Origin of the sequence: uncultured Hymenobacter sp., assembly GCF_964243305.1 — a bacterium.
Classification (GTDB): domain Bacteria; phylum Bacteroidota; class Bacteroidia; order Cytophagales; family Hymenobacteraceae; genus Hymenobacter.
Genome location: NZ_CAXTEF010000003.1, coordinates 1 through 15109, shown reverse-complemented (window position 1 = coordinate 15109; position 15109 = coordinate 1). Strand labels below are relative to the sequence as shown.

12 protein-coding genes are annotated in these 15109 nt (G+C 62.4%); 7 read left to right on the top strand and 5 right to left on the bottom strand.

What is annotated here, in order from left to right:
• Nucleotides 1-101 precede the first annotated feature (101 nt).
• Nucleotides 102-779, top strand: coding sequence for a metallophosphoesterase (locus tag ACFE70_RS02935; protein WP_375416217.1), 678 nt, complete (start codon nucleotides 102-104; stop codon nucleotides 777-779).
• An 11-nt stretch (nucleotides 780-790) separates the two neighbouring features.
• Here the strand turns inward: ACFE70_RS02935 and ACFE70_RS02930 are convergent, their stop codons facing one another.
• Both ACFE70_RS02930 and ACFE70_RS02925 read right to left on the bottom strand, forming a co-directional pair.
• Nucleotides 791-1204 (bottom strand): TerB family tellurite resistance protein, encoded by a 414-nt coding sequence (locus ACFE70_RS02930; RefSeq protein ID WP_375416216.1) that lies wholly within the window; start codon nucleotides 1202-1204, stop codon nucleotides 791-793.
• Between the two features lie 176 nt (nucleotides 1205-1380).
• The gene (locus tag ACFE70_RS02925; RefSeq protein ID WP_375416215.1) at nucleotides 1381-2088 is read right to left on the bottom strand and encodes a C40 family peptidase; all 708 of its coding nucleotides are present in this window, start codon (nucleotides 2086-2088) and stop codon (nucleotides 1381-1383) included.
• 319 nt (nucleotides 2089-2407) lie between these two features.
• On the opposite strand from ACFE70_RS02925, the gene ACFE70_RS02920 reads away from it, so the two are divergent.
• Nucleotides 2408-2746, top strand: a complete 339-nt coding sequence (locus ACFE70_RS02920) for a hypothetical protein (RefSeq protein WP_375416214.1) — start codon at nucleotides 2408-2410, stop codon at nucleotides 2744-2746.
• Nucleotides 2747-2942: 196 nt separating this feature from the next.
• Here the strand turns inward: ACFE70_RS02920 and ACFE70_RS02915 are convergent, their stop codons facing one another.
• Nucleotides 2943-3734 (bottom strand): SDR family NAD(P)-dependent oxidoreductase, encoded by a 792-nt coding sequence (locus ACFE70_RS02915; RefSeq protein WP_375416213.1) that lies wholly within the window; start codon nucleotides 3732-3734, stop codon nucleotides 2943-2945.
• Between the two features lie 318 nt (nucleotides 3735-4052).
• Between ACFE70_RS02915 and ACFE70_RS02910 the strand changes: the two genes are divergently transcribed.
• Entirely contained in the window at nucleotides 4053-4937 is an 885-nt protein-coding gene (locus ACFE70_RS02910; protein ID WP_375416212.1) for a hypothetical protein, read from the top strand.
• A 245-nt stretch (nucleotides 4938-5182) separates the two neighbouring features.
• Nucleotides 5183-8440, top strand: coding sequence for a carboxypeptidase regulatory-like domain-containing protein (locus ACFE70_RS02905; RefSeq protein ID WP_375416211.1), 3258 nt, complete (start codon nucleotides 5183-5185; stop codon nucleotides 8438-8440).
• A gap of 152 nt (nucleotides 8441-8592) precedes the next feature.
• Here ACFE70_RS02905 and ACFE70_RS02900 read toward each other — a convergent pair whose 3' ends face one another.
• Together ACFE70_RS02900 and ACFE70_RS02895 are read right to left on the bottom strand one after the other, a co-directional pair.
• The gene (locus ACFE70_RS02900; RefSeq protein WP_375416210.1) at nucleotides 8593-8718 is read right to left on the bottom strand and encodes a hypothetical protein; all 126 of its coding nucleotides are present in this window, start codon (nucleotides 8716-8718) and stop codon (nucleotides 8593-8595) included.
• 189 nt (nucleotides 8719-8907) lie between these two features.
• The gene (locus ACFE70_RS02895; RefSeq protein ID WP_375416209.1) at nucleotides 8908-10149 is read right to left on the bottom strand and encodes a hypothetical protein; all 1242 of its coding nucleotides are present in this window, start codon (nucleotides 10147-10149) and stop codon (nucleotides 8908-8910) included.
• 84 nt (nucleotides 10150-10233) lie between these two features.
• On the opposite strand from ACFE70_RS02895, the gene ACFE70_RS02890 reads away from it, so the two are divergent.
• The 3 genes from ACFE70_RS02890 (at nucleotide 10234) to ACFE70_RS02880 (ending at nucleotide 15023) form a co-directional block, all read left to right on the top strand.
• Nucleotides 10234-10881 carry a DUF4230 domain-containing protein gene (locus ACFE70_RS02890; protein ID WP_375416208.1) on the top strand — a complete coding sequence of 216 codons (648 nt, stop codon included), beginning with the start codon at nucleotides 10234-10236 and terminating at the stop codon, nucleotides 10879-10881.
• Nucleotides 10882-11316: 435 nt separating this feature from the next.
• Nucleotides 11317-11844, top strand: a complete 528-nt coding sequence (locus tag ACFE70_RS02885; protein WP_375416207.1) for a hypothetical protein — start codon at nucleotides 11317-11319, stop codon at nucleotides 11842-11844.
• A 50-nt stretch (nucleotides 11845-11894) separates the two neighbouring features.
• Complete coding sequence (locus ACFE70_RS02880; protein ID WP_375416206.1) at nucleotides 11895-15023, top strand: T9SS type A sorting domain-containing protein; 3129 nt, start codon at nucleotides 11895-11897, stop codon at nucleotides 15021-15023.
• Nucleotides 15024-15109: the final 86 nt, after the last annotated feature.

The following is a 15109-nucleotide window of genomic DNA, read 5'->3' as shown; positions in this document are numbered from 1 at the left end:
GGCAGCCTGCCGGCGACTGGTTTTGCCCGCCTACGGTTCTGCTTGCCGTTTTTGCGAGAAGCCGGCTTCATCCCCGAAACTTTCTGCGGCGTAGTGTGGGCATGGAAACCTACGTACTGGGCGACCTTCATGGCGCCTGCCGCGCGCTCGACCAGGTGTTGGAGCGCAGCCCTTTCCGTCCCGGCCTCGACCGCCTCATCCAGATTGGCGACGTGTCCGACGGCTGGCCCGAAACGCCGGAGTGCATCGAGCGGCTGCTGCATATTCCGAACAGCATCTGGCTGCAAGGCAACCACGACGCCTGGACGACGGAGTGGATGGTGACGCGGCCCCCCTTCGAGGAGCTGGACCAAAGCTGGTATAAGCAAGGCGGCCGGGCCACTTACGACGCGTACCTGCGCGGCCCGCACGAACAGATTCAGCAGCACTACCAGGCGTTCTTCGACCAGCAGCGGCCGTACTTCGAGGATGAAGGCAACCTCTACGTGCACGCCGGCTACGACCCCACCCAGCCCATTGCGGGGCAGGACCCGCTGGAGTTGGTATGGATGCGCGAGTTCTGGGAAAAAGGCTTGCAGGCGAGGGCCTATCAGGAGTGCTTTATCGGCCACACCCCGACCTGGCCCGCCCGCTCCAAGCCGGTCAAACGGGCCAACGTGTGGAACGTGGACCAGGGCGCGGCCTACGGCGGCCACCTGACGATGATGAACGTGCGCACCAAGGAATTTGTGCAGAGCGACCCGGTGCGGAGGCTATATCCGGGCGTGAAAGGCCGCTAAGGTGCCCTGCTTTAGCTCACCGTCGGCGGGTTGTTGGGGGCGGGCTCGCCGCCGGCCAGCTGGCTCACCATATCATCGAGAATCTGCTTGCCGTAGCCGATGCGGTGGGCATATTCCAGGCACAGGCCATACTCGCGCGGGTCAATCCGGCCGTCTTGCAGCATCATCTGCACCAGCGTTTGCAGCTCCAGGGTGCGCTGCGGACCTTCCGAGGCCACCACGAAGCTCAGCACACTCAGGTTGTCGGCAATGGGCATCACCTCGTCGGGCTTGAAACCCAGGCGGTTGCCAATTAAAAGCAGAAACTGGCTTTCGCTGTCGTCGAGCTGCCCGTCGGCGGCGGCCACCAGAATCAGGTTTTGGAAGAAGGACAGCTTTTTCTGCGGCGTATCGAGCACCTCTTCAAGCGGACGGACAGACTGCATAGCGTTCGGGGGTACGGGTCGGTGAGGGTTGGAATAGCCCGGCTGGGGCTGGCTTATACTGCTTCTGGCCGCCTCAGGTTGGTGCTAATCGCCCCGCTATCGGCACCGCAAAGCCCCGCCCTGACGAGCAGAGCGGGGCTTCAGGTGGGTTTGGGTCCGGCGAGGGGGGTAGGGAGTTAGTGGCCGGCGTCGGCGCCCGGCCCGGCATCCGCTTGGCTGGTAGCGGCGGCGCTGGCGTTGGCGGCCTGCACGCCGCTCATGCGGCCGGCGGCGTAGAAGTTGCGCTGGTAGTAAGGCTGGCTCAGCGAGCTGACCATCACGCCGCCGTTGGTGGCCGAGTGGGCGAACTTGCCGTTCTTGAGGTAGATGCCCACGTGGTAGATGGCACCGCCCTGATGCCGGAAGAATACGAGGTCGCCGGGCTGCAGGTCGGCTTTGGCCACGCGCTGCGCCCGCGAAAACATGGAGCGCGACGAGCGCTGCAAGGTGATGCCGTACACCTGCTGAAACACCCGCGTCACGAAGCCCGAGCAGTCGGTGCCCTGGCGCGAGGCGGCCCCGTAGCGATAAGGTGTCCCGACCCAGTCAATGACGGTCTGCAAAAGGCTCTTGTTCTCGGTGTGGGCCAGCTTCAGGCCCAGGGTCTGGGCGTAGTAGCCGTAGGCCAGCGAGTCGCGGGCGGCGGCTGGAGCCGGGAGTGCCGGGCGGCCGGTGGGAGCGGCCACGGAGTCCGAAAAAGCGGGTAGCAGCGATGCCTCGGCTACGGCCGGGGCCACCTGGGAGGAGGGGGCGCCAGCCGAGGCCGAGGCATCGGGCAGTTTTTCGAAGCAGAAGGAGAGCGTCAGAGCGGCAGCGGCGAGGCAATACAGGAGCGGGTTCTTCATTGGTCGTCGGGTGGGTGGCCCCGGCGGGCGCCCTGAAGCTGGCCTGCCGGGTAAGAAAAATGAGGGTCTATTGCGCTAGGCAAAGCGGCGACTACCGCGGGGGGAAAAGTGAGTAAAGAGCGGCCGGAGAAAGACTTTTTAAATTAGATATTTCTCGACCGTTGAGCCAAAGCTAGGGTAACTTTCTCGCAGCTCAGCCATTTTAACTGAAAAAAAGTCAAGGTTTCCAGCTAAAGTCTAATAAATCAGGCAAAAAAAGTTCGGGCCGCTTGCAACCACTGCCCGGAGTTGCCCGTACCTGGCGCCTTTATATAGCCTTATGACGACTTCGCCCCGCACCCTGGTTTTTTCGCCGTTGGCCCGCATTGCCCGCCTCGTGTTGGGCACCCGCCGCGTGGCGATGGTCATCGGCCAGACCGTGCATTTGAGCGGCGCCTCGCGCCGCGAGTTTCTGGCCGAGCCGGAGTGGGTGGCCCACGAGCTGGTCCACATCCGGCAGTTTCGGGAGCACGGCTTTTTGCCGTTTCTGGCCAAATACCTGCTGGAATCGGCGCGGGTCGGCTACTACCACAATAAGTATGAGGTAGAAGCCCGCGAGGAGGCGCGCCGCGTGGTCGGTGAGCAGGCGCACCGGGCGGGGCGCTTTCGGGTGCGGTAGGCGCCGGGCGGTGTGGGCATAAAAAAGCCCCTGGTGATAACACCAGGGGCTTTTTGATTTAAGAAGCAAGACGGTCATGCTGAGCCCCGCGCAGCATCTCGACCGCTGACTATCCAAAATAAAGGAACAATGATAGAATTACTTCCCCGAGCGAGATGCTTCGCGGGGCTCAGCATGACCGTCTTTCTGCTTCTTACTACTTCTCGGTGAACATCTTCTTCATCATGCTGGCAATCATCGTGTCGGGCTCGACATTGCTGAGCATGGCCTGAATCTTATTGGTGATGCCCGAAATTACGCGCACCTCGCCGTTCATCAGGGCCTCGTAGCCGTCCTTGGCCACGTCCTTGGCATCGGCAAGGCTGCCTTGAGCCGCTTTGGTATTTTCGGCGCCAGCTGCTTCGAAAAACTCGGTGTCGGTGGCGCCGGGGCAGAGCGTGGTCACGGTCACGCCGCTTTCCTTCAGCTCATTGGCCAGCGCCTCGGAGAAGCTGAGCACGAACGACTTGGTGGCCGAGTACACGGCCATGTTGGGCGAGGGCGTGTAGGCGGCCGTTGAGCCCAGCTGCAAAATGCGGCCGTGGCCGCGCTGCTTCATGTCATTGCCAAACAGGTACGTCAGCTCGACCAGGGCCAGGATGTTGGTGTGGATGACGTCGGAGTTGCGCTGGATATCCGCCTCCAGAAAAGGGCCAAATTCGCCGAAGCCGGCGTCATTGATGAGGATATCAACGCTGAGGCCCTTCTGCTGGACGGCGTCGTACACTTTCTGGGCGGCTCCCATCTGGCTCAGGTCCTGGGTGATAAGCGTGGGCTCGATGTGGTGTACCGAGCGCAGGTGCTCGGCAAACGCGGTCAAGCCGCCCGGATTCTGGTCCACCAGGATGAGCTGGTACTGGTCTTTGGCCAGCAGGTGGGCCAGCTCCTGGCCGATGCCGGAAGCGGCGCCGGTGACGAGGGCAGTGTGGAGGTTGGGGTCTTTAGCCATTAATAGGGGGGTAGGGAACAGGAAGGTGGAAGGTAGGGGGAAGTGCTAGCTGAAGCCGGCAGCTTGGTTTACTCCATTGCCGCCCCGATAGTTGCTGGGCGCGTGCTGGGCGCGCGGCTTGGTTTCAGCGGCAGATTATGGTCTGGCCGGGGGGTAGGGAAAAGACCAAAAGGCTGAGTTCATTGGCCCTACCTTGGCCGTGGTCGGCCGCAATTGGCCGGGGCCAGGCAACCTAACCCGCCGGAATTACGAATAGCCAGCACTGCCGCGCGGCCCGCGGCCGGTTTTCTTCTCATCTACTTCTATTCTTCTACCCTCATGGCTACCACTCGCAAACAAGGCGCTACCGATCAGACCCAGGACGCCGCCAACAACCAGCAGGACAACCACGCCCAGACTCCCGACCAGGGAGCAGCCAACAGCGGCGCTTTTGCCCAGTCCTCGTATCAGAACACCCAGCAGCAGTCCGGCACTTTCACCGGCGGCCAGGATACGGGCGCGGAAAGCCGCGCCAGCGACAGCAGCAGTATAGTTGATACGGCCGTGCAGGCCGGCAAGAAGTGGCTCGATGAGTCGGGCGTGCTCAAGAATGCCAATCAGCTGCCGCAAGCGGCCAAAGAGTGGGGCACCAAGGCCCTGGGCAGCGTCAGCGCGCTGAGCACGACCCAGAAAGTGGTGGGCGGCGCCCTGCTGCTGGCCGGCGTAGCTTATCTGAGCACCCGCGGCGGCAAGTCGAAGTCCAAGCGCTCGTCCGGGTCGGATGACGAGGCCAGCTACCGCTCCGGCGGCCGGTCGGGAAACTATCGCCAGGGTTCGTGGGCCGGCTACGCGGGCGGCAAATCAGCCTCGCGCCGCAACGCCGAATCGGGTAGCCGCTCCGACGTTTCTTCCTACGGCACCGAGCGCCGCGCTACGGGTGGCACCATAGGTGGCAGCGGCGGCGGTGCCTATGGCCGCGGCGCCAGCAGCTCCGATAATGACTTTGGCAGCGGCGGTAGCGGCAGCAGTGGCTACGGCAGCAGCCAAAACCAGAGTGACCGCGGCACGAAGGGCGGTTTGGGCGGCAGCAGCCAGCAAGGCAGCTACCGCAGCGGCAGCACCTACGGCAGCAGCTCCTCGGCCTCTTCCTCGGTGGGCAGCGGCCAGGGCAGCTCCGGCGGCTTGGCCAACAGCAACGAGCAGGACTACGACACCTCGCTCTAGAATATTGCGATTGATTAGCAGCTTCTTACAAAGCCCGGTGCCCGCAAGGCACCGGGCTTTTTTGCGACCTGACGCCGGCCGGCTAGGCGAAGAGACCTACCAGTAGTTGTTAGCTGATTCTCAGATAAAGTTATGTTACCCCAGGATTACCAAATTGTTATGCAAGCCGAGTTCACAATTAGTTAATCCTAGCTTTGCGCTGAAAATCCGGGGAAATGCCCTGGATAAATAAAAAAGCGCTTCTTATGAAAGACAGAATTCTACTGTTCATCCTGCTCGGCTTTATGCTTTTCACGAGCGTTGACAAGGCAACGGCCCAGGGCGTGACGACCTCGGCCATCAAGGGCCTGGTTCTCGACGCCAAGGGGCAGCCGCTGCCCGGCGCCACGGTGCTGGCCACGCACCTGCCCTCGGGCACGACCTACGGCAACGCAACCCGCGACAACGGGCAGTTTGACCTGCTCAACCTGCGCATCGGCGGGCCTTACGAGATTAAGGTCTCGTTCGTGGGCTACGAGACCTTCGTGCAAAACAATGCGCAGCTCGTGCTCGGCAAGACGTTCGAGACCCGCGTCACGCTCAGCGAGGGCAGCGGGCAGAAGCTGGAGGAAGTGGTGGTGCGCGGCAACCGCGACGCCCAGATTAATCCCGACCGCACCGGCGCCGTGACCAACATCAGCTCCACCGCCATCCGCACGCTGCCCACGATTAACCGCTCGCAGGAAGACTTCACGCGCCTCACGCCCCAGGCCAGCGGGCAGAGCTTCGGCGGGCGCAACACCCTGTATAACAACTTCTCGCTCGACGGCTCCATCTTCAACAACTCGTTCGGCCTCGACTCGCCTACCCCCGGCGGCCAGACCAATTCGCAGCCCGTGAGCCTCGACGCCATCGAGCAGATTCAAGTCAGCCTCGCGCCCTACGACGTGCGCCAGGGCGGCTTCACTGGCGCCGGCATCAACGCCGTGACCAAAAGCGGCACCAACGACTTCCGGGGCACGGTCTACACGTTTTACCGCAACGAAAACCTGATTGGCCAGCGCATTGAAGGCGCCAAGGTCACCAACCCCGACCTGCAGTTCAACCAGACCGGCTTCGCCCTGGGCGGCCCGATTATCAAGAACAAGCTCTTCTTCTTCACCAACGCCGAGCTGACCCGGCAGACCGACCCCGGCCAGACCTTCCGGCCCGCCGCCAGCGCCGCCGAAGCCCAGCAGGCCCAGAGCGGGCAGCTCAACGGCGTGAGTCGGGTGCTGGCCTCCGACCTGACGGCCATCCGCGAGCGGCTGCGCACGGTCTACGGCTACGACCCCGGCGCCTTTCAGGGCTTCAACTACCGCACGTATTCGGATAAGATTCTGGCTAAGCTCGACTGGAACATCAGCTCCTCGAACACGTTTTCGCTGCGCTATAACTACCTCAAAAGCTACCGCGAGCAGGGGCCGCACCCGATTGCCATCGCGCCGTCCTCGCGCGTGCCGGGCGTCAACACCCTGCAATTCGCTAACTCCGGCTACACGATTAACAACAACCTGAACTCGCTCGTGGCCGAGCTGAACAGCACGTTTGGCGGCGGCAAGTTCAGCAACAAGGCCCAGGCCAGCTTCTCGGCCTTCCGCGACAAGCGCGACCTGCCCGGCCAGCCGTTTTTTCCGCAAATCGACATTACTCAGGGCGGCACGACCTACGCCAGCGTGGGCACCGAGCAGTTTTCGGCCAACAACCTGCTCGACCAGAACATCTTCCAGTTTAACGACAACCTGAGTTACTTCGCCGGCGCCCACATCATCACCGGCGGCGTCAACTACGAGCGGTTCAACTTCGTCAACGGCTTCAACCTCCAGCGCTACGGCTACGGCCGCTTCGACGTAGCCGACTTCCTGGCCCTAACTCGCCCCGGCACGGCCACAAACCCAAACCTAGCCTTCTTGGACTTAAACGCCCTGGCGACGGCCGGCGGGCAGCGCCCCATCAAGCAGGTCGACGTGACCGTGGCCCAGCTCGGCCTCTACGTGCAGGATGAGTACCAGCTTAACCCGGCCCTGAAGCTGACCCTGGGCCTGCGCGCCGATATGCCCATCTACGGCACCGACGTGGCACCGAACGCTCAGATTACGGCCGCCACGTTCCAGAACTCGGAAGGACAGCCGACGCGGGTCGACGTATCGCAGTTTCCGAGCAACAAGCCGCTGTTTTCGCCCCGCCTGGGCTTCAACTACACCTCGCAGGGCGAGGGCGCCAAAACCCAGGTGCGCGGCGGCACCGGCATCTTCACCGGCCGCATTCCGTTCGTCTGGATTAGCAACCAGGCCTCCAACGCCAGCTTCGACAACTCCTACACCTTCCAGATTAACGCCACGGGCAAGGACTTCCGGTTTCCGCAGGTGTGGCGCTCGAACCTGGCTATTGATCAGACGCTACCGGGCGGCATCATCGGCACGGTGGAGGCCATCTACTCGAAGGACCGCAACGCGGCCGTGCACCGCAACTACAACATCGGCGCCCCCACGGTGCAGCTAGCGGGCGCCGACAACCGCCTCGTGTACCCGGCCAGCGGCCCGCGCCTGTATGACTTCGGCACCGCCAACGGTCCGTTCAACGGTCCTGACGGCCAGCCCACTTTCCTCGACGCGGGCCTGATTACCTTGGAAAATACCAACAAAGGCTACCAGTATTCGCTCACCGGCCAGCTGCGCAAGGAATTCGCCAACGGCTTCTACGCTACGGCGGCCTACACCTACGCCCAGGCCAAGGACATCACCTCCAACCCCGGCGAGATTGCCGGCGACGCCTTCCAGCGCCTGCCCATCGTGAGCAACCCCAACCAGCCCCGGCTGGCGTACAGCGACTTCGGCCTTCAGCACCGCGTGATTGCCGCCGCCGGCCGCCGCTTCGCCTATGCCGACGACCATCTGGCTACCACGCTGGGCTTCTTCTTCGAGGCCGGCCAGGGCAACCGCTTCAGCTACACCTACGCCGGCGACCTCAACCGCGACGGCATTCCGGGCAACGACCTGCTGTTCGTGCCCGCCTCGCGCGACCAGATTAACCTGGTCGACATCACCACGACCAACGCCGCCGGCCAGACCGTCGTCGTGACGTCGGCCGCCCAGCAGTACCAGCAGCTCGCCGCTTACATCGGCCAGGACGACTACCTGCGCAGCCGCCGCGGGCAGACCGTGGCGCGCAACGGCGCCCTGAGCCCCTGGTATACCCAGCTCGACGCCAAGCTGCTCCAGGATTTCTCCATCAAGACCAGTGGCGGCCGGCGCAACACCCTGCAAGTCAGCCTCGACATCCTCAACCTGGGCAACCTGCTCAACCGCAGCTGGGGCAACCGCCAGTTTGTAGGCAACAACCGCCTCATTGAGGCCAGCTACAACGTGGCCACCCCCAACACGCCCGCCTACACCTACCGTGGCCCCAGCCAGACCTTCTTCACCAGCACCGACCTGGCCAGCCGCTGGCGCGCCCAAGTCGGCCTGCGCTACATCTTCGAGTAAGTTAGTTACTGGTTATAAGTTGCTGGTTGTTAGTGCTCTGCCGAATAATTGCAAACAGCCAGCAACTCAACTAACAGCTATCCCCTTCCAAGCCTGGAGCGTTCTGCTCCGGGCTTTTTTGGCGCTTGGAAAGACGAAGTTGCTGACCGGCTTTAGTGTCCCGCACTGGCGTTGGCCGCTGGCAAGGGGGGTAGGGAACCGGTGGGTCGGGTGGCCGGGCGGCGGTAGCCAAAACGGCCAACGCGGTAGCCGAAGCAGCGGCAGGCAGTCTGGCTCATACAAACAGGCCGGTCTCGGCGCCCGGCCCGGCCGTGGGCCGCATCGCGGCAGCCAGTTGCCGCAGCCAGTGGTTCCAGCGAATAGTGAGCTTTTTCATCAGTGCTGGTGGGGAAAAGGCAGTTATTATCTACTGCAAATTTCTGGGCTGCGCGTTATCTGGCCGTTGCTGCGCCGTGATGAATGCGTTACTACCGGCCGGCGGGCACTCCGGCGCCGGGCGGGGGGGTAGGGAAGCGCGCCGCCAGCCCCCGCGCCGCGCCCAGCGCGGCCAGCCCGAACACGAACGGCAGCACCGGGGCCAGAAAGCGCACGTCCCAGTCATCAACGGTGAGCATGACGACGCCGGCTTGCAGCAGCGGCACGGCCAGTAGAAAGGCCCGCGCCGGCAGCCACACGTCGGGCCGGCGGGCGCCCCGCGCCGCCAGCCAGTAAGCCGGCCAGAGCACGAGGGCGTTGGCCAGGCAGTGCAGCCGGGAGTATTGCGGCTTGAGGCCGCTGGCAAACACGAACAGCTTGCCCAGCATGAGCTGCAGCAGAAATTCGGGGTTGTGGGCGGCAAAATACAGCACCCGCGGCACCTGGCCCAGGCCGGCCGGCGGCAGCTGGAGCGCCGCCGCCGGATGCTGCGCCCAGGCGCGGGCCCCGAACATCAGCTCACCGCGCGCATAGGTTTCGACAATAAAAAACGTGTTCAGCTGCTGGTTGAGGGCCCCGAGCAGCAGCGGTACCGCCAGCGTCAGCAGGCCCACGGCCGTCCAGAACAGCCGGCGGCCCGGCCGCTGAGCCAGCTGGGCCAGGCCCGCTACCCCGGCCGCCGCCGCCACCACGAAGCCGTTGGGCCGGGCCAGCAGCGTAAGTCCCAGCACGAGGCCCAGGCCCAGCCAGGCCGCCCGCCCGCCGCCTGCCCACACCTGCACCAGGGCCGCAAACGCGAGCACCGAAAGGCTGATGAACAGCGACTCGGTGAGCAGAAAGCAGTTGAAGCGCTGAATGTCGGGCCAGAGAATGAACAGGCCCGTGGCCAGGGCTGCCGCGCCCGTTCGGCCCCCCGCCAGCTGCCGGAGGGCGCCGTAGAGGGCGCGGGCCGCCAGGCCCGAGGCCAGCACCTGCCCCAGCACGATGCCCCACCAACCCGCGCCCAGCCCCAGCCAGAAGCTCTGGAACAGAATGTAGACCAGGTAGCGCTGCCCGTGCTCGTACACGAAACGGTCGTTGGGGTCGGCGAACTTGTAGTAGCCATGCTGCGCTACGCTGCCGGCATATTCGAGGTAGCGCCAGCTGTCGGCGGCGTAGCGCGGGCCGCGGTAGTAGAGCAGCAGGCCGGTCTGCACCAGCAGCCACAGCCCCGCCAGCAGCGCCCCGTGTGCCGGCCACCAGCGCCGCCCCCACTGCCCGTCCTGCGCTCCCCGGATTGCGGAATGAAATAACATGGTGGCCCAAAGATAGCGGCCGGCCGAAGCCGGTAGCTTTGCGCCTCGGCGCGGGCGGTGCCCGCTTGCCCTACCCCCCTTGCCATGCCCAACGCCTTGCTCCGCCTGGTCCGCCGCCTGCTGCCGCTTTTGTTTCTGCTGGGGCTGGGCTGGTTTCTCTGGCGCAAAGTCAGCCCTGCGCTGGACGCGCTCAGCCCATTGGGGGGCAGCGGCGGGGCCGTCACGGTGACGCACCACACCGTGCTCACCCAGGTCGAGGCGCTGGGCCGGCTGGAGCTGGTGCGCTACCGCTTCCGGGACGTGGTGGAGTATCGCAAAGCCAGCGCCTACCCCTTTCTGCCCGACGCCAAGGTGGCGCTGGTGGTGGGCGGCGAGGCCGTCGGCTGCCTCGACCTGCGCAAAATCCGCCCTCAGGATGTCATCCTCGAAGGCGACTCGGTGCTGCGCCTGCTGCTGCCGGCCCCGGAGCTGTGCTCGTTCCAGGTCAACCACGACCAAAGCCGGGTTTTCAGCACCGAAAACGGCTTTTTTCAGGATGCCAAGCTGGTGGATGAAGGCTACCGCTACGCCGAGGCCCAAGTGCGCCGCGCCGCCCTGCAAAGCGGCATCCTGCCCCAGACCCGCCGCAACGCCGAGCAAATCCTGGTGCCCCTGCTGCGCACGATGACCGGCCGCCGCGTGATTTTGGGCGAGCCGCTGGCCGTGCCGCCGGGAGTAGGGCCGAAGGGGTAGGGACGCAGCGAGAGTCCATGAGTGCGTTTAGGGTGCCGACCAGTTCACGCTGGTTTAGGGGAGCCCAGGCCACCTCCAAAAGGCGCGACCCGCTCCGCCTGCCACACTAAACTCAAATGAAACTAGGGCTTGATTGTAAACAACTTACTGTCAAACAGTTGTTACACCTTATCGTGCTGTATTAACACGAAATAATATGATATTACTTTTTAATAGTCCCGCCAATGTCCTATAATTTAAGGGCCTGTCGTCAAATTTTATTGACTGGAATGCTTAGAACTGTGTTTTTCGGAACGAAACATTATGTTAAGTTTCGATTTCTATGTCCCATAATCGCAAATATTCATTTGCATTGCCGAAACCAATCCGATACGTTTGCCAGCAGTCGCCTCACCGGCCGGGAGGCGCTCATTCTCACCCTTTTCCCTACCCCCTATGAACAAGCTACTGCTACTCACCCTGCCCCTGGCCTTGCTGCTGGGCTGCAAGAAAGACGACCCCGACCCGGTGGACCAGCTGCCGCCCGCCACCCAGACCGGCGCCAATACCCTCGGCTGCCTCATCAACGGCCAGCCCTGGACTCCGCAAGGCAATGATGGCTCTTCGAACTACCGAGTCGTTTATGACCGCGCTCTAGGTGGTGCTTTTGATTTACGGGCTTATCGTTATCAACAAAAGCCTACTGATAATTACCAGTACATGATACTTTTTGCTACACGACTTTACGCCCCTAAATCGTATAGTTTTCGTGACTCTCTTGATACGGAAGCATATATAAGCGACCGAATGACTGGTTGTGAGCTTACCAGCCGGGATAAAGCTATTTATCGTCGAGGCACGCTCACTATCACGCGCTTGGACCTGCAAGCGGGCATCATCTCGGGCACGTTCGATTTTGTCTTGGCCAAGCCCGGCTGCGACACCGTGCGCGTCACGCAGGGGCGCTTCGACAAGCGCCTGTAGCTCGTTTTTTCCTCCTTTTCTCTCACTCTTTTCCAACTCTGTTCCCGCTCATGAAAAAGCTTTACTTTTTGCTCCTGGTTGCCTGCGGGCTGCTGGGTGCTCGTCCGGCCCAGGCGCAGGAGCCCCTCAGTGGCTCCGACTCCCTGCGGCGCAAGCTCACCAGCATCTTCGCCAACATCGACAAAAGCCAGGTGCCTACTGGCTATCTCTACGAGGCAACCCCGCGCCTGATAAGCCTGCTGCCCTATAACGGCACGCTTACCGATTCGAGCCGCACAGACATGGACGTGCTGCGCTACCTGCGCCTGATGCTCGCCAATGCCCGCGTGTACGGTACCGAAACCCTACCCACCTTATCAACTTATAACACGAGATTAGACGCTGCGGTGGCAGCCAGCGGCGGCGTTATTCCCGTCAGTATGCAGTACATGTCGTACAACACTATCCGACCCGATGCGCTGCAAAACAATCTGCTACGGGTGCAGAACGAGCAAGTGTTCGACGTGGCCGGCCGGCCGCAGAATCCTTATGAGGTTAAGGTCTTGTTTGCGGCGGCCCCGGTTCGCTCGTTTGCGCCAACCAACCGAGTCTCGTTCATCATCCGGCGCGACCTATACCTGACCAACGCTACTGCGTCAACCTACCCGCCGCAGATTGATTTCGGCGATGGTCGCGGCTACCAACCAGGTGCCTGGGACCAACCCGTCAGCACGACCTACGCCACGGCCGGCCTCAAGCGGGTAAAAGTGAAGCTGCCATTTATCTATTCGAATGGCACCCCGGAAAGCTGGTTTGATTTCAACGTGCTGAGCGTAGCTCCCGGCACGCTGAGCGCCACCAAGTCCACTACCACCGCTAACGCAACCGCCAACTCCGCGGCAGCCGATTTTGAGCGGCCTTTTACTTCCTCCACCGGGAGCCATTCCGGCGGCACCGCGTTCGTTATTTACGGCAACTCGCCGGCCGGCGTGAAGCACACACAGTTAACCAAGTCCTTTATCATTTCCGAGGGATACAACTTGTATTCTATTGCGCCGGAGCTGCGGGAGTGTAATAATCCTAACAATACGATTGATGATTTTTTCAAAAATATCAACATAAACTTTGTGGGTCCACAAGGAAATGTGACGGGGAACTTCCAAACCAAGCTCCTGAACGCCGGCTACGACATCGTGTACATCGACAATGCCAACGGCTCCGATGACATTGTGCGCAACGCCCGGCTGTTTGAGGACGTGGTGAACTGGGTGAATGACAACAAGGTGGGTGGCCGGACCACCGGCGAGAAGAACGTGGTGATGGGCCAGTCGATGGGCGGGCTGGTCTCGCGCTACGGGCTGGCCCGGATGACCAAATACGCTGGCGGCGCCCACACCCGGCTGCTCATTCTGCACGACAGCCCACAGCGCGGCGCCAACAATCCGGTCGGTGTGCAGTCCCTGACCCGTTCTTTTGATGTGCCCTTTATCTTCGGGCAAAGCCTGGCCGACCTCAATGGTCAAATCAAGGCTGCCGTCCGGGTGCTCAACCAACCTGCCTCCCAGCAGCTTTCCATCCTCAACGCCTTCAATGGCCGGGGCACCGACATTCGGACCAACACCTTTTTCAATGGGGCCGGGGACTATGCGCAGATGGTTTCGCTCTCCGCGCCTTATTCCATCATCGCGGTCAGCAACGGCTCGCAGTGCGGGCGGGCTCAGAGCACGCCAACTAGCGTCGCCATCACGGAGTCGGCACTGGCTGTGCTGATACCGATTCCTGTCGTAGGTCTGGCGGGCATTACCGGCAATTTAGGCGCCTACGGCTTGCCCGCCTACGGCCAGCAAGCTATTATCAGTCGGGCCAATATTCGGCTGGAGTATCGCATTCGCATCGGTTATTGCCCATTTTGCGTGACCATTCCCATTCGGTTCAATTTGCTGAAGGAATCCGCCCTATCGCCGCCCAACACGCTTCCCTATGAGACGCTGCCCGGCGGCTCTACTAACCCGGCCCAGCAAGCGGGCAACTGCGCCGATGGCTTCGACCTTGGCAGTCTCAACGGCATCTACGCGGCCTACCTGCGCACGCGGCTCTACAACGGCGACCTCTGCTTCGTGCCCAGCTACAGTGCACTGGATGTGCCCACGGTGACGCCAACTACGGCGTTTGCCAAGTACATTAACAACTTCACTGACAACCCCAGCGCGCCCAGAGTAGCGCGCTACATTGCCCAGGAAAGCGTGAACAGCGGCGCTAAGTTTAATGTAGCCCATATCAGTTTCACGCCCCGCAATAGCGAGTGGCTATTTAACGAGATGCAGGGATTGGCCCACGCCAGCAATTACTGCTCGACGGAATGTTCCGCCCCGCTGACTATCACGAACCCTGCCGCGCAGGGACGGTTATGCGCGGGATCCTCGGTCACGCTCTCTATTCCCAACCTACCGGCTGGCACATCGGTTTCCTGGTCTACAAGCCCGGCCGGCTACTTCACGCCCGCCACCGGCACGGGTCCTACGTTTACCGCCACAGCCGCCAACGCGCAGGGTACGGTCACGATAACGGCGCTAGTAGGCGCTTGTCAGGTGCCGGTCACCACAACCATCGGCGTGGGCCCGGCTCCCATCGACGGCTCCTACTACTGCGGCAGCGGCTGTGTGGCCTACCCCCCCACCCAGGGGCAGCTAAGTGGTTTCACGGTTGTGCCGCCCGGCACCTACACGATTAACTTAAGCACGACCGGCAACCGCACCTACGGGGCCTGGCAAGGGATGGTGGATGGAGGCCGCTGGAGCACTTATAGCAACAACACCTCCGGCGTGGTGACGCTCAGCGCCGGGCAGCGGGCGCAGTTCACGGTCCCGTTCTCCGGCTCTGCTTGCGGCGCGGGCAGCGGTACCTTCTCGCTGGCCGCGTACAGCAGCTACCGCCTGGTCGCCACGCCCAACCCGGCCAGCAGCGAACTGACCGTAACCGCTGTTGACGAGGACCAGCCCGAAGCCAGCCTCGTGCCCAGTACGACGGCGTCCCCATTTGAGGCCGAGCTGTATGACAATCACGGCAAAAAAGTGAAGGCCGGCAAAAGCGAGAAAGGCAAAGCCGTGCTCGATGTGCGCGACCTGCCGGCTGGCCTCTACAACCTGCGCGCCGGCAAGGGTAAGGAAGCCATCTCCGAACACATTCAGGTTACGCACTAGCCCTGCCGGGCCAACTGCTTCTATCTTCCAAAAAGCCAGCTACCGCCCCGGTAGCTGGCTTTTTGCCTTTGCAATGCTGCACCCTG